The organism is Phycisphaerales bacterium (assembly GCA_040221175.1).
GTDB lineage: Bacteria > Planctomycetota > Phycisphaerae > Phycisphaerales > UBA1924 > JAHCJI01.
Genome location: JAVJVK010000013.1, coordinates 212240 through 235623, shown reverse-complemented (window position 1 = coordinate 235623; position 23384 = coordinate 212240). Strand labels below are relative to the sequence as shown.

At 68.8% G+C, this 23384-nt stretch carries 21 protein-coding genes and 1 pseudogene; 11 read left to right on the top strand and 11 right to left on the bottom strand.

What is annotated here, in order from left to right:
• The first annotated feature begins 43 nt into the window (after positions 1–43).
• Complete coding sequence (locus tag RIE32_11010; GenBank protein ID MEQ9096779.1) at positions 44–736, top strand: GC-type dockerin domain-anchored protein; 693 nt, start codon at positions 44–46, stop codon at positions 734–736.
• Between the two features lie 336 nt (positions 737–1072).
• A pseudogene (lgt, locus tag RIE32_11005) lies at positions 1073–2155 on the top strand (prolipoprotein diacylglyceryl transferase).
• Positions 2156–2188: 33 nt separating this feature from the next.
• Here lgt and RIE32_11000 read toward each other — a convergent pair.
• A complete protein-coding gene (locus tag RIE32_11000) occupies positions 2189–3241 on the bottom strand; it encodes a DUF368 domain-containing protein (GenBank protein MEQ9096778.1) in 1053 nt (350 codons plus the stop codon).
• Between the two features lie 129 nt (positions 3242–3370).
• On the opposite strand from RIE32_11000, the gene galE reads away from it, so the two are divergent.
• The 4 genes from galE to RIE32_10980 are packed head-to-tail and all read left to right on the top strand — an operon-like array spanning position 3371 to position 8973.
• The gene (gene galE / locus RIE32_10995) at positions 3371–4387 is read left to right on the top strand and encodes a UDP-glucose 4-epimerase GalE (protein MEQ9096777.1); all 1017 of its coding nucleotides are present in this window, start codon (positions 3371–3373) and stop codon (positions 4385–4387) included.
• Complete coding sequence (locus tag RIE32_10990) at positions 4384–5625, top strand: prolyl oligopeptidase family serine peptidase (protein ID MEQ9096776.1); 1242 nt, start codon at positions 4384–4386, stop codon at positions 5623–5625. Before galE ends, RIE32_10990 begins: the two co-directional genes overlap by 4 nt.
• An 11-nt stretch (positions 5626–5636) precedes the next feature.
• Complete coding sequence (locus tag RIE32_10985; GenBank protein MEQ9096775.1) at positions 5637–6632, top strand: hypothetical protein; 996 nt, start codon at positions 5637–5639, stop codon at positions 6630–6632.
• The gene (locus RIE32_10980) at positions 6619–8973 is read left to right on the top strand and encodes a DUF255 domain-containing protein (GenBank protein ID MEQ9096774.1); all 2355 of its coding nucleotides are present in this window, start codon (positions 6619–6621) and stop codon (positions 8971–8973) included. The genes RIE32_10985 and RIE32_10980 overlap by 14 nt, the downstream gene beginning before the upstream one ends.
• Here the strand turns inward: RIE32_10980 and RIE32_10975 are convergent.
• Both RIE32_10975 and RIE32_10970 read right to left on the bottom strand, forming a co-directional pair.
• On the bottom strand, positions 8970–9800 hold the full coding sequence (locus RIE32_10975) for a M48 family metalloprotease (GenBank protein ID MEQ9096773.1): 831 nt from the start codon (positions 9798–9800) through the stop codon (positions 8970–8972). The genes RIE32_10980 and RIE32_10975 overlap by 4 nt on opposite strands.
• 80 nt (positions 9801–9880) lie before the next feature.
• The gene (locus tag RIE32_10970) at positions 9881–10759 is read right to left on the bottom strand and encodes a sulfite exporter TauE/SafE family protein (protein ID MEQ9096772.1); all 879 of its coding nucleotides are present in this window, start codon (positions 10757–10759) and stop codon (positions 9881–9883) included.
• 306 nt (positions 10760–11065) lie between these two features.
• Between RIE32_10970 and RIE32_10965 the strand changes: the two genes are divergently transcribed.
• Entirely contained in the window at positions 11066–11785 is a 720-nt protein-coding gene (locus tag RIE32_10965) for a 3D domain-containing protein (GenBank protein MEQ9096771.1), read from the top strand.
• Between the two features lie 92 nt (positions 11786–11877).
• On the opposite strand, the gene floA is transcribed toward RIE32_10965, so the two are convergent.
• The 5 genes from floA to RIE32_10940 form a co-directional block, all read right to left on the bottom strand.
• On the bottom strand, positions 11878–12897 hold the full coding sequence (gene floA, locus RIE32_10960) for a flotillin-like protein FloA (protein MEQ9096770.1): 1020 nt from the start codon (positions 12895–12897) through the stop codon (positions 11878–11880).
• A gap of 128 nt (positions 12898–13025) precedes the next feature.
• Complete coding sequence (locus RIE32_10955; protein ID MEQ9096769.1) at positions 13026–13520, bottom strand: NfeD family protein; 495 nt, start codon at positions 13518–13520, stop codon at positions 13026–13028.
• Positions 13520–15340: an ATP-dependent Clp protease proteolytic subunit gene (locus tag RIE32_10950; protein ID MEQ9096768.1), complete on the bottom strand. Its 1821-nt coding sequence runs from the start codon at positions 15338–15340 to the stop codon at positions 13520–13522. The genes RIE32_10955 and RIE32_10950 overlap by 1 nt, the downstream gene beginning before the upstream one ends.
• Before the next feature lie 41 nt (positions 15341–15381).
• The gene (locus RIE32_10945) at positions 15382–15939 is read right to left on the bottom strand and encodes an NUDIX domain-containing protein (GenBank protein ID MEQ9096767.1); all 558 of its coding nucleotides are present in this window, start codon (positions 15937–15939) and stop codon (positions 15382–15384) included.
• Positions 15940–16385: 446 nt separating this feature from the next.
• Positions 16386–16841 (bottom strand): hypothetical protein, encoded by a 456-nt coding sequence (locus RIE32_10940; protein MEQ9096766.1) that lies wholly within the window; start codon positions 16839–16841, stop codon positions 16386–16388.
• Positions 16842–17050: 209 nt separating this feature from the next.
• Here RIE32_10940 and RIE32_10935 point away from each other — a divergent pair, with 209 nt between their 5' ends.
• A complete protein-coding gene (locus tag RIE32_10935) occupies positions 17051–17563 on the top strand; it encodes a flavin reductase family protein (protein ID MEQ9096765.1) in 513 nt (170 codons plus the stop codon).
• Positions 17564–17584: 21 nt separating this feature from the next.
• Here the strand turns inward: RIE32_10935 and RIE32_10930 are convergent, their stop codons facing one another.
• The 3 genes from RIE32_10930 to RIE32_10920 are packed head-to-tail and all read right to left on the bottom strand — an operon-like array spanning position 17585 to position 19315.
• Positions 17585–17974, bottom strand: a complete 390-nt coding sequence (locus tag RIE32_10930) for a PEGA domain-containing protein (GenBank protein MEQ9096764.1) — start codon at positions 17972–17974, stop codon at positions 17585–17587.
• The gene (gene lptB, locus RIE32_10925; GenBank protein MEQ9096763.1) at positions 17971–18777 is read right to left on the bottom strand and encodes an LPS export ABC transporter ATP-binding protein; all 807 of its coding nucleotides are present in this window, start codon (positions 18775–18777) and stop codon (positions 17971–17973) included. The genes RIE32_10930 and lptB overlap by 4 nt, the downstream gene beginning before the upstream one ends.
• Positions 18778–18823: 46 nt before the next feature.
• Positions 18824–19315, bottom strand: a complete 492-nt coding sequence (locus tag RIE32_10920; GenBank protein ID MEQ9096762.1) for a DUF4870 domain-containing protein — start codon at positions 19313–19315, stop codon at positions 18824–18826.
• A gap of 202 nt (positions 19316–19517) precedes the next feature.
• Between RIE32_10920 and RIE32_10915 the strand changes: the two genes are divergently transcribed.
• From RIE32_10915 to RIE32_10905, 3 genes are read left to right on the top strand one after another with little or no spacing between them, the layout of a single operon-like run.
• Positions 19518–20288 (top strand): hypothetical protein, encoded by a 771-nt coding sequence (locus tag RIE32_10915; protein MEQ9096761.1) that lies wholly within the window; start codon positions 19518–19520, stop codon positions 20286–20288.
• Complete coding sequence (locus RIE32_10910) at positions 20285–22315, top strand: hypothetical protein (GenBank protein ID MEQ9096760.1); 2031 nt, start codon at positions 20285–20287, stop codon at positions 22313–22315. Before RIE32_10915 ends, RIE32_10910 begins: the two co-directional genes overlap by 4 nt.
• A 3-nt stretch (positions 22316–22318) precedes the next feature.
• Positions 22319–23377, top strand: a complete 1059-nt coding sequence (locus tag RIE32_10905) for a lysylphosphatidylglycerol synthase domain-containing protein (protein MEQ9096759.1) — start codon at positions 22319–22321, stop codon at positions 23375–23377.
• The last annotated feature ends 7 nt before the right edge of the window (positions 23378–23384 follow it).

The following is a 23384-nucleotide window of genomic DNA, read 5'->3' as shown; positions in this document are numbered from 1 at the left end:
CGACTCGTGGTATGCTGCGCACAGGCCAACGGAGGACCCCGCCATGCGCACCGCCGCGTCGATCGCCATCCTGATCGCAACCAGCACCGCCGCCGCCCAGACCTCGCCCAACGCCATCGAGATCGTCGTCGACCCGCCCATCATCGAGCGTGGGGAGAGCGCCACCATCGAGCTGCGCGCCCACTTCGAGTCGCGCGTGGACTTCGCCATCGCCTACGTCTTCACGAGCCTGGTGTGCGACACCGGCTCGGACTACCTCTCCGATCACCGCCTCCTGTCGCCGATGGACGGCCCGGGCACGCAGCGCGGGTTCGAGACCATCGCGGGCATCGAGAACATCGTCGCCGCGCAGATCCAGTTCCACGACATCCGTGCCGACCCGACGGACCCGATGCCCTTCTGGTCGGCCACCTACACCGCCAACCACCCCGCCCCGGTCTTCGGATGGGAGATCGCCTTCCAGACGCGAACGGCAAGGTACTCGGTGTTCGAGTGCGAATACTGCGCCTCGTACCACTCGCGCTTGCACCTCCTGGAAGAGGGCAACGCCACGCTGACGGTCGTCGCCTGCCGGGCCGACATCAACCAGGACCGGCAGCTGGACCTCTTCGATTACCTTGCCTTCTTCAACGCCTTCGACGCGGGCGAGGCCATCGCCGACTTCGACTTCGACGGCGAGCTGACGGTGTTCGACTTCCTGGCCTTCCAGAACCGCTTCGACGCGGGTTGTTCCTGACGCACGCCGGGCCCGGGGCACGCGCGCCCGGGGCGGGCGCCGCGTTGCGCGGGGCCGGGAGCGCGGTGCGCGGGCTGCGCAACGCGTTGCGCGGGGCCGAGGCGCTGGTGCGCGGGCCGCGCATCGCGTTGCGCGGGGCAGGTATCGCGTTGCGCGGGCCGCACAACGCGTTGCGCAGGGCGAAGGCACTGTTGCGCAGGCCGCGCAACGCGTTGCGCGGAGCAGAGAAATCGTGTTTTCGGACCGCCAACCCGCGCCGCGGGCCCTCCGGCGACGCCGGGCCCGCCCGCCCGCGGCTCGCGCGGGCGCGGGCCGCACGTCCGCTAAACTCAGGCCATGACCCCCACCCTCGCGGCGCCCTTCCTCCCCTGGCTGCACGATTTGGACCCGATCGCCCTCCGCCTGGGCCCGGCGACGATCTACTGGTACGGGATTTCCTATGTGCTGGGGTTCGCCCTGGCCTACCTGCTGCTCCGCGTGGCCGCCGGGCGCGGGCTGACGCCCATCCCCGGGGCGGCCATCGGCGACCTGGTGCTCTTCGGGGGCATCGGCGGGGTGGTCGGCGGCCGGGTTGGCTACCTCGTGCTCTACCAGCCGTCGCTGCTGGGCGAGTTCACCGGCGGCTTCCCCTTCTGGGCGGCCCTGAACATCGCCAAGGGGGGCATGGCCAGCCACGGGGGCATGGTCGGGGCGTTGCTGGGGCTGGCCCTGCTGGCCCGGCTGCTGCGGCGTCGCGCGGCGAAGGAAAACCTCCCAGAGCTCGCGCGCGTGCCCACGCTGCACCTGGTTGACCTGGCCTGCGCGGTGGCGCCCGTGGGCCTGATGTGCGGGCGGCTGGCCAACTTCGTGAACGGTGAATTGCTCGGCAAGGTCGTCGCCCGCCCGCCCTACGAAGAAGGCGCCGTGCTTCTATGGTGGAGCGTGCAGTTCCCCCAGGAGATCCTCTCGCGCGCGGGCACGGGCGAGGTGACCGACCGGCAGGTGCAGATGGCCGCCGAGGCGGTGGGCATGAGCTACCTGGAGCTGCTCAACCCCGAGGGCATGGCCCGCTTCGAGCTGGCCTACCAGGACATGCTGGCCGATTTGCGCGGGGGCGGTGGGGGTGGGGCGGCGGCCGAGCGCGCGGCCAACTTCATGCAGGCGTTCCTGAACGCCCGCCACCCCAGCCAGCTCTATCAGGCGGCCGTCGAGGGGCCGCTGCTGCTGCTGGCGCTCTTCATCGTGTGGGCCCGCCCGCGCGTGGCCGGCGTGGTGACGGCGTGGTTCATGATTCTTTACGGCCTGGGGCGGATCTTCACCGAGTTCTACCGCCTGCCCGACACCCAGTTCGCCGTCGCCCGGCCCATGGGCCTCAGCCGCGGGCAGTGGCTGAGCGTGGCGCTGGTCGTGGGCGGCTTCGCGCTGCTCGGCTTCGTCGTCGCGCGGGCGAAGAAGGCCCAGCGGCTGGGCGCGTCAGTCCCCCGCTTCGGCGGCTGGCGGCGCCCGGCCTTCGGCGCCGGCGCGCCCGCCTCCGGCGTCAGCGCGCCGACCCCCAGCGTCAGCGCGACGACCAAGCCGGGCGACGCCCATGGTCGCGGCGCCGCCGACGACGACCAGCCCCAGTGACGCGGCGACCTGCCCGAGCGATGGCATGAACGCCCGCGTGGGCCAGTCCTTGGGCTCGACCTCGGCCGCGGTCTCCTGCGTGAGGATCTGGCCCTTGATGACCTCGCCCGCCGCGGGCGGCACGGCCTCGCGGAAGGGGTAGAGCCCCGCCGGCGCGCCCAGCAGCAGCCCCAGCAGCACGGCCAGGGTTGCCTTCTCGTACTTGTGCAGCAGCCAGCGGAGCAGGTTGCTGACCCCCGCGATGCCCACCAGCACGCCCGCGCCGATGGGCACGACCGTGGCCAGGGCCGACGCGTCGCCGCGGGAGAGGTCCTTGATGGCGGTGACGACGGCCTCGTACTGGCCCAGCAGCAGGAGCAGGTAGGCCCCGCTGACCCCCGGCAGCACCATCGCCGCCGCCCCCGCGGCCCCGGCGACGACCAGCATGAGCCAACCCCCACCGCCCCCACCGCCACTTGCGCCCCCGCCGCCGCCGCCCGCGCCCATCTCCTGGGCCGCCACGACGGCCAGCATGCCCGCCAGCCCCAGCAGGGCGAAGGCCACCAGCCGGGGGCTCAGCGGCCGGACCAGCGCATACAGCGAGGGCACGCCCCCGATCGTGAGCCCGATGAACAGGGCGTACATGGCCCAGCGAGCCTCGGCGAGCCCGTAGGACACCGGCAGGGCCCCCAGCGCGATGGCCGAGCCGGCCCCCAGCACGATCAGGGCCAGCGTGACGATGGTGGCGGCCGAGAGCCGCAGCCGCGTGGCGTCGCTGACGGCGTCGACGAACCGGCGGTACACCCCCGCCGCCACGAGCATGGTGCCCCCGCTGATGCCCGGCACGAGGTTGGCCAGCCCCATGAGCCCCCCGCCCACCAGCAGCCGCAGGAACGGCGGCCGCGCGGGCGGCGTGGGCATGGGCCCCGGCTCGGTCGGTGGTGCGGACGATGGAGGGGGTGAATCGGTGCTCATGCGGGAGGTCGCCAAGGCTTCGGGGCGGCCGGCTCTACCATCGGCCCGACCCAGACGGCGACGATAGGAGGCACGATGGCGATTCTGGTAACCGGGGCGGCGGGCTACATCGGCTCGCACGCCGTGCAGCGGCTCTTGAAGGACGGCCGGACCGTCGTCGGGCTAGACAACATGCAGCGCGGCAACCGCGGGGCCATCGACGCCCTGCGCGAGCTCGGCGGGCGAAGGTTCACCTTCGAGCAGGGCGACACCACCGACCGCAGCCACATGGAACGCCTCATGATGGGCCACCACGTCCAGGCCGTGCTGCACTTTGCCGCCCTGAGCCTGGTGGGCGAGAGCGTGCTGCGGCCGCTGGAGTACCACCGCAACAACAGCCTGGTGCCCTTGCTCGAGGCCGTGCGCGATGCGCGCGTCACGCGCCTGGTCTTCTCCAGCACGTGCGCCGTCTACGGCCAGCCGCCCTCGATGCCCGTGACCGAAGAAGCGCCCCTGGCGCCGGTGAGCCCCTACGGCGTCAGCAAGCTGCACGGGGAGCAGGTGCTGGACGACTACCTGGAGGCGCGGCGGCGCGAGGGCTCGACGTTCGCCTTCGCCGCGCTGCGGTACTTCAACGTCGCCGGCTGCGATCGCACGGGCGTCCTGGGCGAAGACCACGACCCGCACAGCCACATCATCCCCATCGTGCTGGAGGTCGCCCTGGGCAAGCGCGAGAAGATCACCATCTTCGGCGACGACTACGAGACGCCCGACGGCACGTGCATCCGCGACTACATCCACGTGGAGGACCTGGTCGACGCCCACGTGCGGGTGCTCGAGGCGCTCGAAGACGGCCAGAGCCGCCGGTACAACCTGGGCATCGGCAAGGGCTACTCGGTCAAGGACATCGTCGAGAGCTGCCGCCGCGTGACCGGGCACGCCATTCCCGCGGAGATCGGCCCCCGGCGCCCGGGCGACCCGCCCGCGCTCTACGCCGACCCGGCGAAGGTGCAGGCCGAACTGGGCTGGCAGGCCGGAATAACCGACCTCGACGAGGTCATCGACTCGGCATGGACGTGGATGAAGGCCAATCCCAAGGGGTACGGATCATGACCCGGTTGCTTTGCATCGTCGCCGTTCTCGCCTGCGCCACGCTCTGCCTGAGCGACCCGGACGTCGCCACCCGGGCGCCGATCTGGCCCGCGCGGGCCTTCGAGGCGCAGCTGGGCGACAAGGGCGTCATCATTCCGGTGGGCGGAGACCCGCGCCGATACGAGTCCTTCCAGGTCGGCTTTTTCATGGATCGGCCCGAGGTACCCGGCGTGGCCGAGCACGCGGCCGTACTGCTCGAACGCGTGGGCGACGTCGCGTCCGAGGTGGTCCCGGGAAGCGTCCGGCCCGAGGGCCGCAACGCGCTGGTATTCGAGATCTCGCCGGCCCAGGCGGCGGCCATGCCCGAGGGCGGCGTGCAGACCGTCGTGTTCGCCTCGCTGCGACCCGGAACGCTCGAGATCGAGCGCACGTGGATGGCCTGCGAGCCCGCCACCGCCGACGACGTGCGCGGCATCGCGGTGATCATTCCCGGCACCTTCGGCTATCCGCCCGAGCTCTACGAGAAGTGGTCGGCCGACCTGCGCTCCCGCGGCTGGAGCGTGCTGCGCCTGCTCAGCCAGCCGTCGCGCTTCACCGAGCAGATCCTCATCGACGTTCCCGCGGGCGAAGGTCCTCAGGAAGGCCGCGCGTTCGCCGATCACGCCGATGATCGCACGGCCGAGACCGCGTACGCCGTCGAGGCGGGCGTCCGGTTCATGACCGAGCGCGATGGTCGGCTGGAGGGCAAGCCGCGGGCCATCCTGGGTTTCAGCGGCGGCGCGATCCTGCTGCCGGCCGTCGTGGCGCGAAACCCCGGGGCATACGAGACGGCCGTGCTGGTCGCCGGCGGCGCCAACGCGGCGGGCATCAGCATCGACAGCACCTTCATGAAGCAGTTCATCAAGTCGGTCTTCTTCACCTTCCAAGGAGAGGACAAGGCCGCGGACCGGGACGAGTTCGAGCGCGCCTACCTCCAGCAATCCACGCTGGACGGCTACCACGCGGCGGCGCACTTCGATCCGGACACGCGTGTGCTCGTCGTCGACGGTTCGTTCGACAAGGCCGTCCCGTTCGAGTCCAGCGCGCTCATGGTCGATCGCCTTCGAGAGAGCGGGGTGACCCCAGTGCGCCGCACGTATCCCACCAACCACGTCATGCTGTTCATGTCATTGAGCGAGATGGTCGGCCAGGTCAACCAATGGGTCGACGGCGGCGAACTCGGCCTGCCGCCGGGGGAGGAGTCGAAGGACTCGCCCTAAGATTCCTCTTCATGGACGCATTGGTCAGCCCATACCACTTCACCACGCGCGAGGCGCCCGTCATGGCGGCCGTGCTGCTGGCAGACCAGGTGTACACCCTCCTGCCCTCGCCCCAGGGCGTGAGCCCCACCGCCGCCCGCTCGGCCGCCGACCGCGTGCCCGAATACCTGGACATGATCCGAAGCTGGCGGTGGAGCCAGCCGCTGTGGGAAGCCGGCGTGGTCTTGCCCTCGGTCGATGAATTGGCCCACCCGGCCGCCGAGATGGCCAGCGCCTGGAAGCGGCTGACCACCGACCCCGCGTGCGCCGCGCTGGGCCCGCTGATGCGGCTCGACCTGTTTGGCGACGAAGACGACTACCTGCAAGCCGTCGCCCGCGACGTGCTTCGGGCCGGGCCCGACCCCGGCGTGAGCGTGCCGGTCATGCTTGGCCTTGATCGCTACGCCGCCCGCCATGCGCTTACCGTCGTGCGCCCCGAGCCCAGCAGCGTGGTCCAGAAGGCCGAGGCCCGGCTGAGCAAGACGCGCGACCGCCTGGCGCTGGTGCTGCCGGTATTGCTCCAGGCCGATGCCGACAGCATCGTGATTGCGCGCGACATGCTCGAGCCCGAGCTCGAAGCCCTTCGCGCCGCCATGGATGCCGCCGTCGAAGCGCTGCACCTCGCGCCCGTGCGTGGCCAGGGACCGGGCCCCGAGCGCGAGGCCTGGTGCGGCCGGGCCCGCGAGGCCGCAACCCGATACGCCGACGCGTTCGACGCGCACCTTCCCGAGATCGCCGCGTGCCAGGACGAAGACGCCCCCGCCCTCATGCGCGGCCTGGTCAGCGTGACGCTCAGCACGCTGCCGGTTGACGTGGTCCTCCATGCCAGCGCCATGGCCACCGAGCGACTGGGGACGCGCGCCCCGCGCCCACTGAGCCCCAACGAGCTGGCGCCCGTTGATGAGCTTGCCAGCGCGAGCGTGTCGTCGATGGTCGTCCGCGTGATGAGCAAAGATGCCGCCGCCTGAAACCACGACGAACGAACTGATCCACGAGCGCAGCCCCTATCTCCTCCAGCATGCGCACAACCCCGTGCCGTGGATGCCATGGAGCCAGGCCGCCTTCGATGAAGCCCGCCGCCGCGACGTGCCCATCTTCCTGAGCATCGGCTACGCCACCTGCTACTGGTGCCACGTCATGGAGCGGGAGAGCTTCGATGACCACGCCGTGGCGCAGGCTATGGCCGAACGCTTCGTGTGCGTCAAGGTCGATCGCGAAGAACGCCCCGACATCGACGAGGCCTACATGGCCGCCACGCAGATCATGACCGGCAGCGGCGGCTGGCCCATGAGCGTGTTCCTCGAACCCACCGCCGGCAAGCCCTTCTGGGCCGGCACGTACTTCCCGCCCGAGCCCATGCACGGCCGGCCGAGCTTCCTGGAGGTGCTCCAGGGCATCTCGCAGGCCTGGAACGAGCAGCGCGGCGAGGTGATGGAACAAGCCGACAAGCTGGCCGAGGCCGTCAGCGATGGGCTGGGCGTGACCACCGGCGAGCGCATCGACGTGGGGCCGCAGGCGATCGCCGAGGCCGTGCGCACGCTGCTGACCATGGTCGATCGCACCAACGGCGGATTCGGCGGCGCGCCCAAGTTCCCACAGCCGGTATATCTTGAGCTCCTGCTCGCCGCGCGCGACGCGGCCGACGAGGCCACGAAGCATGCCTCCGACGTCGCGCTGCGCCACGCGCTCGATCGCATGATGGTCGGCGGCATCCACGACCACGTCGGCGGGGGCTTCCACCGTTACGCCGTTGACGCCAACTGGACCGTGCCGCACTTCGAGAAGATGCTGTACGACAACGCGCAGCTCCTTGCCGCATATGCCCGCGGGTCGCGTGTCTTTGGTGACGATGGATACGCCCACGCGGCCCGGCGCATCATCGACTGGGCCGAGCGGGAGATGCGTCTGGATTCCGGCGGCTTCGCGAGCGCACTGGATGCCGAGGTTGATGGACGCGAGGGCCTGAACTACCTCTGGACCGCCCACCAGGTGCGCGCCGCGCTTCCCGAAGGCGAAGCCGACCTCGCCGTCTCGCTCTACGGCCTCGATCACGGCCCCAACTTCCAGGATCCCCACCACCGCGATGCGCCGCCGGCGAACGTGCTCCGGCTGGACGACCGCCTCGAGAAGTACGCGACCGAGCACGACCTGAACGCCACCAAGCTGCGCGAACGCCTCGACCAGATCAACGCCCGGCTCCTCGACGCGCGCGACCAGCGCAAGGCTCCAATCCGCGATGACAAGTGCCTGGCCGCATGGAACGCCATGATGCTGCACGCCTTGGCCGCCGCGGCCATCGAATTGCACGATCCCAAGCTGCTCCAGCAGGCGGATCGCACGGCCGCGTTCCTGCGCAAGCACATGATCGCCGGCGACGGGCTGCCGGTGCGAAGCTGGCGCGACGGCGATCGAGCCGACTCCGGCTTTCTCGAAGATGCCGCGTGGTGCATCCGCGGCCTGGCCGAACTCGCCCGCGCTCGCATCGTGCTCGAAGCCGGGGATCCGGCACCACTCATCGCCGAAGCAAAGATGATGCTCGAAACCGCATTGGCACGCTTCGGCGAATCCGATGAGCCGGGCGTGCTCTACGACACTCGGTCCGCCGAGCTGTTCGTGCGAGGCCGGAGCACCTACGACGGCGCCACGCCATGTGCCCACTCGGTGCTGTTGGACGCGATGGCGACGTTGCACGAGATTGCGCCCGAGTCGGGTGCGCTCGATCACGCGGCGGCCGTCTTAAAGGCCCTTTCGCCAGCGATTGCCGAGTCTCCGCTGGGCACGGCTGGCTCGACGGCCGCCCTCTTGCGGTTCATGCGGCAGAACCAGCACTTTGCCGAATCGGTCATCGATGCCGAACTCGAACGCGTGCGTTCCATGCCTGAGCCCGTCGACGACTCGTTCACGCCCGTGGAGATCTACGCCAGCGGCGACCGCGTCACGCTCGGTCCGGACCTGCCCGCCCAGTTCCACCTGGTCGTTCGCATCAAGGAGGGCTGGCACGTCTACGCCGCCGAACCGGGGAACGCCGACTTGCCGCCCCTGCGCGTCGGCGTACGTGGCGGGTCGGGCGTGCGCGTGTACGCCGACTACCCGAACGGCACGCCGTGGTCGCACGACGAGTCCATCCTGGTGCACGAGGGCGAGATCGAGTTCCCCGTCGCGCTCGAGCTGGAGGGCGAGTGGTCGGGCCGGCCCATCCTCGTGGTCAGCTATCAGGCGTGCGACGATGCTCGATGCCTGCCCGTGCGCACCGTGGAGCTCGACGTGGCGATCGATCGTCAGTGCGAGGGCGAGCTGGGCGTCGACTAGCGGGCCTGCATGAGGGCCGCGACGCGCCTTTCGGTCGGCGGGTGCGTGGCAAACAGATCGCTCAGCGTCTTGCCGCCCGTGAGCGGTTCGATGATGAACAGGTTGTTCTGCGCAGGGTTGGGGTTGTGCATCGGGATGCGCTTGGCGTACATCTCCAGCTTGCGCAGGGCGTTGATCAGCCCGTCGGGCGAACCGGCGATGCTGGCGCCGTCCGCATCGGCCACGAACTCGCGCGAGCGGCTGATCATCGCCTTGATGATGGCTGCCCCGACGGCGCCCGCCAGCACGGCCACGATCGCCAGCAGCGGGTTTCCGTTGTCTCGGTTCCCGCCGAACAGGAACATCCAGTACGCCAGCATGCCCATGAGTCCGCCCACCGTCGCGGCGATGGTGCTGATCAGGGTGTCGCGGTTCTTGACGTGGGCCAGCTCATGGGCCATCACGCCGGCCAGTTCCTCGTACGTCAGCAGCTGCAAGGCGCCTTCGGTCACCGCCACCGCCGCGTGCCTGGGGCTTCGGCCTGTGGCAAAGGCGTTGGGCGCCTGGTGCGGGCACACGTACACCTTCGGCATGGGCAGGCCCGCGTGCTGACGCAGTTCGTCGACCAGGTCGTAGAGCTTCCCGCTGGTGACTTCCCGACCCCGCATCGACGCGATGGCGATCTTCCCCGAGAAGAAGAACGCGAAGAAGTTCATGGCGACGGCCAGCACCAGCGCGGGGAGAATGGCGTTTGCCCCACCAAGGGCGTAGCCAACCCCAACGACCAGCGCCATCAGGGCGCCCAGTAGCAGCACGGTCTTCGAGTTATTGACGAACGCGATCGACATGGCGTCAAGCTCCTTTGCTCGGTACCAACCGAGCAATGCATCGCGTTGTTCTTGCACATGACGCGCCCGCGGGCGTCGGATTATGCCGAGCCCTCGACGCCGCCCTCGACCGATTGCGGCGCATCGACGGGCTTGTCGGGCAGGCCTTCCTGACGCTTGCTCCATGCGTCGGCCGCCATTCTGGCAGCCACCACCAGGAGCGCCAGCGACACCACCAGGCGAACGGCCTGCAGCGGAAGCTTGTGCGTCAACGTTGCGCCCAGGCGGGCGCCGAAGAAAGCCGTGGGCGAGATGGCCGCCGCGATGATCAACGCATCGACCACGCTGCGGCCGTGCTCGGGCCCGAGGGTTGCCAGCTTGAGCGAGGCGCCCACGATTGCTGTCAGCACCATGACGGCCGAACTGGTGGCGATGGCGTTCTTGATGGGCATCTTGCAGAACACCTGCAGCATGGGCACCATGAGCACGCCGCCGCCGATGCCCAGCAGCCCGGCCACCAACCCCGTCGCGACGCCGATGGAGGTCAGCCTGATGGGGTGCACGCCCTTGGCGTCGAGCTCGGGCTCCTCGCTCTTCTTGAAGAACCGGTAGATGGTCATCAGCGCGTACGCGGCGATGAAGCCCGCCAGGATCTTCCGCAGCGTGAGCCCTTCGATCTGATTGGAGATCAGGACCCCGACGACGATCGAGATCGCCATCGCCGGAAGGATGACGCGGAGCGCCCCGTAGTGGATTGCCCCCGCCTTGCGATGGCGCAGCGCGGCCGGGAAGCTCACCACGGCGTTGACGACCATGGCCGAAGCCATGAACAGGTGATGCGCGCTGTCGGGGTCCGGGTCGGCCACGAACAGGGCAAGCGCGGGCAGCATGATCATCGAGCCGCCGATGCCCGCCAGCCCCCCCAGCACGCCGGCGAAGGCCCCGATAACCAGGCAGATCAAGATCTCGGTGAGGGTCATGCGGCCCAACGGTAGGGAAAGAGGCCCCCCATCGACGCTCGTGGCTCGCTTTTGTCCCCGGCCGGGGCACTTTGCCTTCAGCCACGGACGCGGAATGCCGACGTCGTCCGAGAACGGGAACTGACCGTTGGCTGACCGGATCGCCCCTGGCCCCTACCGTGGGCCAAGACGCGAGCCGGTCGGTCCCGAGGGGGTGGTGCCCCTGGGACCGCAACTGAAGATTGGGTGGAGCCTCGGGGCGTGGTGGCCCCGTTCGCCCGGTCGGCCGGCAAGCGGAGACCGGTGGTGGATCAGAAAAGTAAAGACATGAACGTGCGCGTTGAGCGCGAGGGCCGGACCTGCGCCGCCCCGACCCAGGACATGGTCGGCCTGGCCGCGGCATCGCGCGGCAAGAGGCCCTCGGCAGGCGTCCTCTGGCTGGGCGGCGCGGTGATGACCGTCGCAACGGCCATCATCGCCAAGCAGCTGGGCCCGGTGAGCCCCATGGCCGCCATCACGCCTCCGCAGGCGATGCAGACCCAGCCGGCCCAGGAACGCCCCTCGACCGAAGCGACGATCGACGCCGCAGCCGTCCAACCCGCGGCCCTGGCGACGCCCGCCTTCGCGTCGCTGGCCGGCGACGTCGAGCCCGACACGAGCCTGCGGTGGTTCAACGGCCGACCCGTCCGCCCAGCTCGGACCATCACGATGAAGGTGACGGCCTACTCGGCCGATGCGGCCTCGTGCTACCCCTTCGCCGATGGCCAGACCGCCACGCTGCACTCGGTGGACGCCAACGGCGGGTTCCTCGTTGCCGCCGATACCGACCTGCTGCCCTTTGGCACCATGCTGAGCATCGAGGGCTACAACGACGGCAAGGTCGTGCCGGTGCTGGACCGTGGCGGGGCCATCAAGGGCAACAGGCTCGACCTGCTGTTCCCCAGCCACGAGGCGGCGCTCCAGTGGGGCGTGAAGACGCTGGACGTGGTCATCTGGGAGTACGCCGACGGCAAGCCGGCGGTCGACCCCCGGAAGCAGCGGTCGTAAACAGCAATTGCCTTGCCGAGCGTTGACTCAATGAAACACAAGAGCCCGGGTTCTGGCCCGGGCTTCGTTCATTCGGCGATGGATAACCGGGGCTACTCGCGGTGCTTGCGATCCTTATCGTCGTCGCCGGCGATGGAGCCGCGCATCGACGTATCGGCCTGGATGTTCTGCATGCGGTAATAGTCCATGACACCCAGGTGGCCGCCGCGGAAGGCCTCGGCCATCGCCTTGGGCACTTCCGCCTCGGCCAGTACGACCAGTGCGCGGTTCTTCTGCTCCTCGGCCCGGAACTCCTGCTCGGCGGCGACGGCCATCGCGCGGCGCTTCTCGGCCTCGGCCTGGGCCCGCTTCTTGTCGGCCTCGGCCTGATCGGTCTGCAGCTTCGCGCCGATGTTCTCCCCCACGTCGATGTCGGCGATGTCGATCGAGAGGATCTCGAAGGCCGTGCCTGCGTCCAGCCCCTTCTCCATCACCACTTTAGAGATGTTGTCGGGATTCTCGAGAACTGCCTTGTGGTTCTGGGCCGAGCCGATGGTGGTCACGATGCCCTCGCCCACGCGGGCGATGATCGTTTCCTCGGTGGCGCCGCCGACCAGGCGGGCCAGGTTCGTACGCACCGTGACGCGGGCCTTGGCCTTGAGCTGGATGCCGTCCTGGGCCACCGCGTCGATCGTCGTGCGCGGCTGGTTCGCGCCCGGGCAGTCGATGACCTTGGGGTTCACGCTGGTGTTCACCGCGTCGAGGATGTCACGGCCGGCCAGATCGATGGCGGCGGCGACGTCCCACGGCAGGTCGATGCGGGCGTTGCTGGCCGCGATCATCGCGCTGACGACGTTGGGCACGCGGCCGCCGGCCAGGTAGTGGGTCTCGAGTTGGTCGGTGGAAATGTTGAGCTTGGCCTTCACCGCACGGATGCGGCTGAAGACGATCACGTTCATGTCCACTTTCCGAAGCCACATGCCGATCAGCGCGCCAAAGCTGACCTTGGCCTCGGACACGAACGCCTGGATCCAGAGCTTGATGAATCGGCCGAGGATCGCCACGATGACGATCAGAATGATCAGCAGGACGATGCCGATCGCGATCCAGACACCCGGGGGTATGTTTCCCATTCCTGAAACCTCCTGGAACCGTGCTCGGTCCGTGGCTGAGGCGGACTATAAGCCCACGGCGCGGGCCTGCAAGCCCGTCCGCAATCGGCGGGGTCCTCCCCACTCGCGACGCTGGCTGATCCTTATCCCTAGATCTGGCGAACTTTCAGTTGGATCCCGTCGGCCGACACCACGCGGACCGACGAGCCTCGTGCGATGTATCCGCTCTCGGCCACCGCGTCGTGCCGCTGGCCCTCGATCTTCACCACGCCAATGGGCCTGAGATCGGTCTGGGCTTCGCCCTCCTGCCCGACCAGCGCGATTCGCACCGCGTGTGCGGCATTGGAGGGGTTCGATGCCGGATCGTCGGGCTCGGGATTGCTCAGGATCAGGCCCTTGCCGATGGGCGTGTAGGGCAGCACCTTGAAGCCAAAGTACGTGGCCGTTGGCGCGATGACGATGACCGCCAGCATGCCGGTGACGCCCCAGGCCGTCTCATAGCTCCACAGGCAGACCACGCCGGCGATGGCCACCACCAGCGCCACGATGCCGATGATGCCCGCGCTGGGAACGAACAGTTCCAGCAGCCCGAGGAAGGCCGCCGAGGCGAGCAACAACAGCCCCCACACCAGCAGTGGATCCATCAGCCGCCCTCCCGGGCGTCGTCGGCCCGCTCGACCACGACGCTGAAGGCCGTGGCTTCCACGATACGCACGGGCTGCCCGCTTTCGATGATCGGTCCCACCGAGACAACGTCGACCAGATCTTCGCCAAAGCGGGCCCGGCCCGAGGGCCGCAGCACCCCCACCGCTTCGCCCACCGTTCCAACTTCGAGCCGTACGCGGGTCGTACCGGTCGACATCGCATCGAAGAACGAGGGCTGGTCGTCGTCGCCATCGGACGGCACGCTCTTGAGTATCAAGCGATTCAGCCCGGGAATGCTGCCCAGGTTCTTGGCGATCAGGAAGATGATGACGCCCGCCGTCGCCAGCGAGAGCAGCAGGACGACCACGCCGGTCAGCAGTTCGCCCTGGGTCTGGAAGCCATTGCCGCCGGTGAACGTGCCCAGCAGGCCAAGGAACACGAGCACCGCGCCGATCACGCCCGGCACGCCGAGCCCCGGAACCACGAATACCTCAACGAGCACGAGCAGCGCGCCCAGCCCCAGCGCTACGAACTCCCACCAGCCGGCCATGCCCACCATGGCGGCCGGCGCCAGCAGGCCCACGAGCGCCAGCATGCCGATCGCGCCGAACACGCCCAGCCCCGGGCTGGCCATCTCGACGAAGAAGCCCACGATGACGCACACGAGCAGCAGGCCGCGAATGAGCGGGTTGGACATGAACCGTGCGACCACGAACCAGAAGTTCTCTTCGTATCGCTCCAGCGACGTGGCGCCGAAGAACGCCTTGAGCTGTTCATCGTTCGTCACGACGCGATTGGCAACGCCGTATCGCACCAGTTGCTCGGCGGTCATGGTCACCGGCGCCTTGCCATCGGTCACGTACGCCACCACCTGCCACCCCCCACGGTCGCCTTCGCTGAGCGACGCCCGCGTCGTCGGCACGGCAAGGCCTCGGCTGAGTTCCTGCTGGGCGTCCAGGTCGGCCAGGCGCGGCGCCGCCGGCCGGAATGCCGTGGGATCGCTCGGGTCGGCCTGATCGGCGTCGGTCGCCTCGGGCTGGGACGTCGCCTGTCCGGTGCCCGCCGAAGGGATTTCAGACGATCGCGCCTCCGGTGGCTCGCCAAAGAGCATGCGATACTCGGCAAGGTCGATGAACATGCGCTCGCCAACGGGCTGGCCTTCCGGCCCCGGTCGGGTCCGCTCGATCATCCAGAGCTCGACGCCCAGCGAGACGAAGCCCTGCACGAGTTTCTCGTCGTACCCATTCCGTCGAGCCGAATCGACCAGGTCGACGAGCAAGGGCGCCAGGATCTTCTGCCGTTCTTCCTCGGACAATTGCTGGATGCCCATGAGTTGGGACACCTGGATCGGGATGGCATCGCCCAGCGTGCCCGGATCGTTTGTCACGATGTCGTCGCAGGCCATGGCGATGATCGCCCCGCCGCTGAACGCCGTGTTGTTGACCCAGGCCACGATCGTGGGAACTTGGCTGGTCTTGAGCAGATCGCTGATCTCGAGCACGGCTCCGACCTCGCCGCCGGGCGTGTCCAGTTCGATGACGACGGCCTGGGCGCCATCTTCCTGTGCTCGCTCCAGCCGCTGCTCGAGCCCCTTCATCGTGAACCGGTCGATGGCGGTGCGGATCGGCAGCACCACGACTTCCTGGGCCTGCCTCGACGCGGGTACCGACGAGATCGGCGCGGATTGGGCGGAGGCCTGACCGCCTTCCTGGGCCAGCCCCACCTCGACCGCCACGAGCGCCAAGGCCAGGAGAGAAACCAACGCCAGGCGCATGGCTCGCCAGGGCCGGCCACTGGTTGTCATGGGCAAATGGGTCATGCGAACAAGTATATTGCGGCGGGGACCGTGCCCCGGTCCCCTTACGTTTGGGAACCCCGACCGGTTTGTTCCACGGTCCACTCCAGGCGATCTCCCCGGCAATCGATGTGGACGGCAAACAGCCCCGGCAAGCCCGGCCGGTCGGCATCGACCCTGGAGAAGTCGTCATGGTCGTGGCGGTCGACCAGCGGCCAGATCACGCTCCGATCGGTCTCGGGCAGCGGCAATGCCGCGACCTTGCCGGGCTCGAACCACCGAAGCCGACCCTCAGGGATCTCCCGTTCGGGCACCTCCACCGGGCCGAGTACGCGGAAGTAGAACATGAGCCAGTGGCCCTTGCCCTCGAAGGCGCGTTCGCTGACAAGGCCCATGAGGTGGAGGCGCTCGACCGGCACCTCGATGCCCGCCTCCTCATGAATCTCGCGCTGGGCGCACTGATGGGGTGATTCGCCCGCCGCCGTGTCGAGCTTGCCGCCGATGGGCGAGCAAAGGCCCAGGTTGGGCGCCTTGCGGCGCTCGATCAGGAGGATTCGGCCTTGGCTGTCGCGCAGGTCGCACAGGCAAGCGAGCTTGTAGGGCAATTCGGAAGGTTGGCTCATGGGGAAGCGAGGCTAGGGGCACGCGGCGGACAAAAGAGATCCGCCCCGGGTGGTGCCGGGGCGGATCAAGTGGCTCGCAGCAAATGGTGGTGGTGGGAACTGCCGCGGAGCCGGTGGTGTTCAGATGGGCCGCCGAGATCGCCTCGGGGGCCCCACGAGAGGAGGACGAGATGCTTGCTCGAGGGGGGCACGCCGGGGCTCGTCCTTGAGCCCCTCGCACAACCGCGTGTGTAGCCCGCGACCCTGCGGGCCCCCTCGAGAACGCGTCGAGCCGTCCGTCAGAACGACCCGAGCCCCAGGGTGTCAGCCGAGGCCAGCACCCCTCTCTCTCCGACAGCCGGTGGCATCCGTCCAGCGGACGCCGGTATCCATGCGGGGTCGGCAGCGTCCTGCCGCCTGGCGCCCCGTCATCGCCTGTTGATCCAGGGATTCAGGAATCTCCTGCATCATTTCGAATCGACCTTTCGGACCAGGTTGGGCAAGTCGGCGAAGCGCCTTGCTCGATCCGCTTGCCAGCCGTCCTGGTCGTGGATCTCCAGCCGGTTGCGCACGCCCACGACCACCACCGCACGCCCGAGACCGGTCATTTCCAGGTGCTCCTTGGGCAGCATGATCCGCCCTTGGGCATCGACCGTGAGCATCTCGGCCAGGCCATACAGCGTGGCCTCGAGTTCGCTCTCGTCCTCGTTGGGTGTCAGGCTCTCGGCGCTCTGCTCGGCCAGCCGCTGGAACGTCTTGGCCGGGTAGAGCCGCAGGATGCCGTTGGGCCAGGGCACGCAGTACCACTGGTCGCCCTGCTCGTCGGGGTCCCACTGGGCCCGATGCTTCTTGGGCAGCGACAGACGCAGCTTGGCGTCGATGCTGTGCTCGGCATGTCCGGTGAAGAGCATCGGGCTGGGCACTCACGAGGGGCATTGCGTGGGATTATGACCCACTTTGCCCCACAATGCAACACTTTCTGCCCCCGATTTCGGCGAAACTTTGCATTTCTGTCCAGCCAACATCCGAATGATGCTAATCTGATCGGGTTGTGTTCATATTTGTGGCCCCTGCATCCGCAGTTCCCCCGTATCCGTACACTCGGGTTCTTGGCCCTACTCCGGGAGCTCGCGTGACCGAAACCAACCTCGATCCCGCCCAGGAGCGGCTTATTGCCGAGGCGTGCGACCGCCTGCCAACCGGGCTGTTCCTGCTTTCGGCTCGCCACGACAGCGATCGTGCGGGCGTGCTGGCGCTGGGCGTCCACCTGTGCGCGACCGAGCCCATGCTGATCTGCGTGCCGGTGCGGCGGGGGCACCGCATCGAACCGCTCATCCGCGATTCGCGCGCGTTTGCCGTGTGCAGCGTCTCGCCGAGCGATCGAGCCATGCGGCGTCGCTTCGAGCGATTTCCATCGGCTGAGGAATACCACGACCCGTTCGATGCGGTGGCGGTCCTTACGCTCGAGTCGGGCGCTCCGATCCTGGAATCGAGCGTGCTCGCATTCGACTGCGAGGTTGTCCGGCATGTAGACATGGACGCCGATCACGAGCTGTATATCGGTCGGGTGATCGCGGCGCGCCTGAACGGTGAGGCCCCGACGCCCACGCGGGCCTCGAACATCGGCCCGCTGCACCTGGATTAGGACGTGCGATCGCCGCGGCGCTCAGCCTGGCGTCATGGCTCGCCGCATCTGCTGGCCGCGCTCGATGAGTGCGTCGGAAGCGTCCTGTTCCACGGACGTGGGCTCGAGTTGATAGTGCCACTTGACCCGTGTCTCGAGGGGGAATGGCAGCAGCAGGAAGTCGATGGGCGGGTATTCATACCACGGCGCATTGGCCCAGGGAGCGGCGGTGAGGGGCTGGTAGCCCTCCTTGCGCATGCGCAGGTCGTACTGGCCGTAGTAGCGGAAGCCTACTTCCACGGGCGTTGCGCCGACCTCCACGCCGTTGAGCGTGACCAGGGCGCCCGGAGGGTCGCTGGTCACCACGATGGTGCGCGACGTGCAGCCCGAAATGGCGGCGCACGCGATGATCGCAGCCGTGCGCACGATCACGGCGTTGATCCCCTGACGGCCGCCCCACCGGCGCCCCCGCGTCGGCGAACCGAGGGCGGCGCGTCGGGCGTGTCGAACTCGTCGCCGCGGAATAGCCCGCCAAGGTAGGTCTGGCGGACCAGTTCGTTCTTGATGAGCGGGCCCGGGGCGCCCTCGGCGAAGACCTTGCCGTCGTTGATGATGTAGGCCCGGTCGCAGACTTTGAGGGTCTGGTGCACGTTGTGATCGGTGATCAGGCACGCGATACCGGCATCGCGGAGCGTGCGGATCTCCTGCTGGAGGTCCTCGACGGCGATCGGGTCGACCCCGCTGAAGGGCTCGTCGAGCATGATGATGCGGGGGCTGGTGACCAGGGCACGAGCGATCTCGAGCTTGCGCCGCTCGCCGCCCGAGCAGGTGCGAGCCTTCTCCTTGGTCTTCTTGGTCAGGCCGAAGCGGTCGAGCAACTCGCCCGCCCGCTGCTTGCGCTCGCTGCGGGACAGGGGCAGCGTCTCGAGGATGGCCAGCAGGTTCTGCTCGCACGTCAGCCGCTGGAAGACGCTGGGCTCTTGGCTGAGGTAGCCCATGCCCAGGCGGGCCCGCTTGTACATCGGCAGGGGGGCGACATCCTGGCCGTCGAAGTGGACGCTGCCCTCGTCGGCGGCGAGCATGCCAATGGTCATGCGGAAGCTGGTGGTCTTGCCGGCGCCGTTTCGGCCCAGCAGGCCCACGATCTCGGCCCGGCCGACGGCAAAGCTGACGCCGCGCACGACCTCGCGCCCGTTGAAGCTCTTGTGCAGGTTGGTTGCTTCGAGCAGGGGCACGCCGGGTGAGTTTAGCCGTGCGGCGCGGTCGGCCGGCGGTCCTTCCTCATGCGGCCTGCGCCCATTGAGCATCACGCTCGCCCGGGGCCTTCATGAAGCGGAAGCACATGGGGTAGCGGTAGTAGCGGCCCTTGGCGCCGGCGATGCTGGCCCGGATGGTGCCCACCAGGCCCAGGACGACCAGGGCCGGCATGTAGACGATCAGCCCGGCCCCGAAGGTCACGATGCCCACGGCGATAGCGCCGACCGTCCAGTACAGCGTGTAGCTGAGTGCGAAATTGAACATCTCGCGGCCATGGTCGGCCAGGAAGGGCTTGTTCTTGCCCGGGACGTGCATGACGTAGAGCCCCCAGCCGATGGCCAGCGGCGCGACGGCCCCTGACGTGACGATGGCGGCCAGCAACGGAGCCAGGTGCGTCCAGAGGGCCCATTGGCGGTCGCCCTCGGTCGAAAGCGGCTCCACGTATGCCCCGCCATCGGTGGCGGGCGGATCGGTGCGGTTGCTTCCGATGTTCACGGCGAATGCTGCGGCGTGCATGGCGGCTCCAAGGAGATGGAAGCAAGCGGGTTCGCGTGAGCGGCCCCGGGGACACCCCATTGTTGGGCGGCCGGGCCCGCCGGTTTCATGTGCGGGGCACCCATTACAAAGCCGGGAGGCCCGAGAACCCGAAGAATGGCCCGTGCGAGGCGTCGTGTGCTCCATTCTTCTGATCGTGATTCTGGGCCTGGTGGGTTGCGCGATGAAGCCCGAAACGGTCAGCCGCTGGCCCGACGCCTCGGGGCGGGGCCAGGTTGTTCCCGTGGAGGGGCTCGAACCGGTTCGCGTGGCCGTTGATCCGGTGCTGGCGGCGCTGGTCCGCCGGCTCGAGCCGCTGTACGAGGGAGCCCGGCCCGGCATCGATCTGGTGGTGTACGAGGGGGCCCGGACTGCTCGCATGGATCAGGCCGAATGGCTGGCGATGCGGCTGGAACGCGGGGCCGAAGCGGATGCCTACCTCAGCGAGAGCGTGCACCAGATCGATGGATTGACGCGAACACCCCTGGGCACGGCGGCGTGGGTTGGCAACACGCTGGCGGTCGTCGTCGCACAGCGCTCAACGCTGGACCGGCGCGAACTGGCGATGCGCCGCGCTCCGGTCCACGTCGCCCTGGAACGAACGGCCTTGGGCCGATGGACGCGGGCATCGCTGCGCGAGAGCGGGCTGTGGGGCGAGGTGTCGCTGGCATCGGGCAACTTCGACGGCGGCGAGATGATCGTTGAACGCGTGTCGTTCTTCGCCCAGCGCCAGCCGCCGGAGCAATCCTTCGGAATCGTGTTCGGCAGCGATGCCGACCCGTCGCGTGTGCGCATCGTGGGCTACCTCGATCAGCCGCGGGGCGACGCGACGATCCATCACGTCGCGTGGTTCAGCGATTCGGGCGCCGATCTTGCAGAGTGGCTGTTGACGGATGCGGAAGCTCGCTCCATCGCGGCTCGCATGGGCTTTATCGTGCCCGGGGCCGGACGGTGAGTTCGAAGGCCCTGGCCGGACTGTTGGTGGGCGGGCTCATTGCGGCGATCCTCGGCGTGGCGGCGATCGGCGTTGTGTCGTGGCTCGGCACGGTGGTGGCGGTTGCCAGCGTATGGGCGACCGCGGGCGTGTTGGCGGGGGCATATCTGGCCGGCGCATGGGGGCTGGGGGCGGCTTCGTTGCGCTGGATGGAAGATCGCACGACCGCCGCGTGGCTCGCCCCGGCCGTGGGGCTGGGCTTCATGCTCGCCATCAGCCACGTCTTGGGTGTGCTGGGCGCGTTCGAGTGGCTTGGTGCTGGGGGGCGTCGCGTCGTGGCGGGGCTACCCGTCTTAGCCGGCCTGGTATTGCTGGCGATCGATCTGATGAAGCGGCAAGACCGCGCGGGCGCAGGCGTGCACCCTGCATCGCTGTCGCTGATTCCCGGAATCGCCGTGCTCGCGGTTGCGTCGGCCAGCCCCGTGGGGTGGCTGTGGGAGAGCGAAGGCCGTGGATATGACACGCGGAGCTACCACGCCCAATTGCCCGCCGAGTGGCTTGCGTCGGGTCAGCTCTGGCCGGTCGATCACAACGTTTACTCGTATCTGCCCGGATACGTGGAGGCCGGCTTCTATCACCTGGCGGCGCTGGTCGGAGAGCATCCGGCCGCCGGCAGCGGCGTTGGGCTGATGTCGTTTCAGTGCCTCAGCGCACTCATGCTCCTGATCGCCGTGGTGCTGATCGGTCGGCTGTGCTGGCTGCTGATGCCCGAAGAGACGCCCGGACGCAGCGGCATCGCGACGGCGCTTGCCGCCCTGGCCTTGTCGACACCGTGGCTGGTGGTCACGGGCAGCCTTGCGTACAACGAGCCGGCGGTGCTGGCGCTGGGGGCCGGCGCCATGCTGGCGGCGGTCTCGAAGGCCGCGCCGGTGGCTCGATGGGCCCTGGCGGCATTCCTGGTTGGGTCGGCCTGTGGTGCGAAGCCGACGGCGCTGTTCCTGGTGGGACCGATCATCGGCTCTGTGCTGGTGGTGACGACGCCGAGCCGGGCCTGGCTGAGGTGCGGCGGAATCGGAGCGGCGGTGGGCGCGGCCACGCTCTTGCCGTGGCTGGTGCGCAACGGCTTGGCGGCGGGGAGTCCGGTGTTTCCGCAGCTCGCGGCATTGCTTGGCTCGGGTCACTGGACGGCCGAGCAGCATGCCCGGTGGTCGGCGGGCCATGCGTTCGATGGATCGGTGCTGGAGCGGCTCAAGCTGCTCGCGCTTCCCGATCCGGCCGGCCCGTTCCCCGGGGGCTCATCCATGCGCGGGCTGCTGCATCCGCATTGGGGGCTGCTTGGTGCACTTGGGGTCGTCTCGGCGGTAGCGGCACCATTGCTGCGGCGTCACGCGCTTGCCACGGCTCTGGCAATCGGCCTTGCATTCCAACTCATCGCATGGCTCGCACTGACGCACTTGCAGAGCCGGTTCCTGATGCCCATCGTGTTGACCGTGATGCCGCTCATGGCCCTGGCTCTTTCGCGAACCGGAGTACGGGCCGTGTGGGCCGCGGCGGTTCTTTCGCTGGCCCAGGGCGCGTGGCTCGTCTGGACGTATGCGAGCGAATGCGGCGGACGGCCAGGCGTGTTTATTGCCGCGGGCCCGGCCTGGTTTACGGGAAGGCTCGACCCGAAGGCGTCTCCGCAGGGCGTCGTGAACTTCGGGCTGGCGGAGGACTCAGGCCGGGTGCTGCTGGCCGGGGATGGCGCCCCTCTGTACTACCTGACGGATCCGATCTATGCGACGACGTGGGACGCGGGGCTGCTTGTCCGCGTGGTGGGCGATCATCCGGATGCGCCGGCCCAGCAGGCGGAGGCGCTCCGCGATGCCGGTGTGCGATGGCTCGTGATCGACGAGATGGAACTGCGGCGGCTCCGCGACTCGGGTTGGCTGGACGCGGCGTTGACGCCCCGGGCCATCGGCGAACTTGCCGCCCAGGGCGTCGTTGCGGGCTATTGGCCCGGCCCGGGGCCGCTCGGGCGTATCCTCATCGACTTGGGCCCGCTCTAGCGCATGGACGACACCGCCTCTCAATCTCCCGACGCTGGTTCTTCCGCTTCGCGCAGCCGGGCACGCCTGGTGCTGCAGGTGGTGGGCTTCCTGATTGGCATCGCGCTGCTGGGATGGTGCGTGCGTCTGGCGTTGAGCGAAGAGAACCGAGCATCGCTCGAGCAACTGGCCGACGCGCCGCCGGGCGCGCTTGCCTCGCTGCTGGGGCTGAGCGTGGTGGGCGTAGTGGCAAACGGGCTGATCTTCTGGGCCGCGTTGCGGCCGGTGCGGCGGATTGCTCCGCTGGACGTGGTGGCCACCAACGCACTCGCCACGTTCTTGGCGAACTTGCCGTTCAAGATCGGTCTGCTGGCACGCATCGCGATCCACAACCGGCGTGACAAGGTGCCGATGGCGATGATCTTCGGCTGGTTCGGCGCCGTGACGGCCACGCTGCTGCTGGTGAGCGGGGCGTTGATCGGCGCGGGGCTGCTGCGCGGCGTGCTTGGCGGATGGACCGTGCCGGCGGCCGTGGTCTTCATGGTCTTGCTTTCGGGCATGACGGTCCTCATCGCCAAGCGTCTGAGCGGCGAGCGGGGACACCGCCGGCTCAGCCGTCTCATCGGCCGTGTGGGCGGCAAGCGGGCGCTGCGGCTGGCGCGTACCCAGGTGATACGCGAACTGCACATGGGCCTGGACATGCTGGCCAGCGGTCGATGGGTCGCCGTGGTCGTACTCTTCCGAGCGGTGGACTTTGGCGCGCAGGCGTGGCGGTGGGTCGTGGCGGGCGAACTCGTGGGCTCGGACGTGTCGGCCACCGACGGGCTGTTAATCTCGGGCGGGCACTTCCTGGCCGGTGCGCTCTCGCCGGTGGGCATGCTGGGATTCCGCGAGGGCGCCGCAATGGGCACGGCTGGCTTGCTTGGACTCGACGCCCGGGGCTTCGCGCCCATTGCCTTGTTGACGGCGGGGGCCGAACTGGTCGTGGTCATCGCCGGGGCGGGGCTTGCCATCGCGTGGCTGCGCCTGGATCGCGTGCTGCGGTCCCGATTCGCCCGCACGAGCCCCCCACGGGGCGCGTAGCCTCGGC

Excerpts from the sequence above, each read along its gene's own strand:
- RIE32_11010 (MEQ9096779.1), top strand. The coding sequence starts at position 44 with ATGCGCACCGCCGCGTCGATCGCCATCCTGATCGCAACCAGCACCGCC.
- RIE32_10945 (MEQ9096767.1), bottom strand. The coding sequence starts at position 15,939 with ATGAGCCAACCTTCCGAATTGCCCTACAAGCTCGCTTGCCTGTGCGAC.
- RIE32_10965 (MEQ9096771.1), top strand. The coding sequence starts at position 11,066 with ATGAACGTGCGCGTTGAGCGCGAGGGCCGGACCTGCGCCGCCCCGACC.
- RIE32_10990 (MEQ9096776.1), top strand. The coding sequence starts at position 4,384 with ATGACCCGGTTGCTTTGCATCGTCGCCGTTCTCGCCTGCGCCACGCTC.
- floA (MEQ9096770.1), bottom strand. The coding sequence starts at position 12,897 with ATGGGAAACATACCCCCGGGTGTCTGGATCGCGATCGGCATCGTCCTG.
- RIE32_10970 (MEQ9096772.1), bottom strand. The coding sequence starts at position 10,759 with ATGACCCTCACCGAGATCTTGATCTGCCTGGTTATCGGGGCCTTCGCC.
- RIE32_10980 (MEQ9096774.1), top strand. The coding sequence starts at position 6,619 with ATGCCGCCGCCTGAAACCACGACGAACGAACTGATCCACGAGCGCAGC.
- RIE32_10920 (MEQ9096762.1), bottom strand. The coding sequence starts at position 19,315 with ATGCACGCCGCAGCATTCGCCGTGAACATCGGAAGCAACCGCACCGAT.
- RIE32_10905 (MEQ9096759.1), top strand. The coding sequence starts at position 22,319 with ATGGACGACACCGCCTCTCAATCTCCCGACGCTGGTTCTTCCGCTTCG.
- galE (MEQ9096777.1), top strand. The coding sequence starts at position 3,371 with ATGGCGATTCTGGTAACCGGGGCGGCGGGCTACATCGGCTCGCACGCC.
- RIE32_10915 (MEQ9096761.1), top strand. The coding sequence starts at position 19,518 with ATGAAGCCCGAAACGGTCAGCCGCTGGCCCGACGCCTCGGGGCGGGGC.
- RIE32_10955 (MEQ9096769.1), bottom strand. The coding sequence starts at position 13,520 with ATGGATCCACTGCTGGTGTGGGGGCTGTTGTTGCTCGCCTCGGCGGCC.
- RIE32_10985 (MEQ9096775.1), top strand. The coding sequence starts at position 5,637 with ATGGACGCATTGGTCAGCCCATACCACTTCACCACGCGCGAGGCGCCC.
- RIE32_11000 (MEQ9096778.1), bottom strand. The coding sequence starts at position 3,241 with ATGCCCACGCCGCCCGCGCGGCCGCCGTTCCTGCGGCTGCTGGTGGGC.
- RIE32_10975 (MEQ9096773.1), bottom strand. The coding sequence starts at position 9,800 with ATGTCGATCGCGTTCGTCAATAACTCGAAGACCGTGCTGCTACTGGGC.
- RIE32_10950 (MEQ9096768.1), bottom strand. The coding sequence starts at position 15,340 with ATGACCCATTTGCCCATGACAACCAGTGGCCGGCCCTGGCGAGCCATG.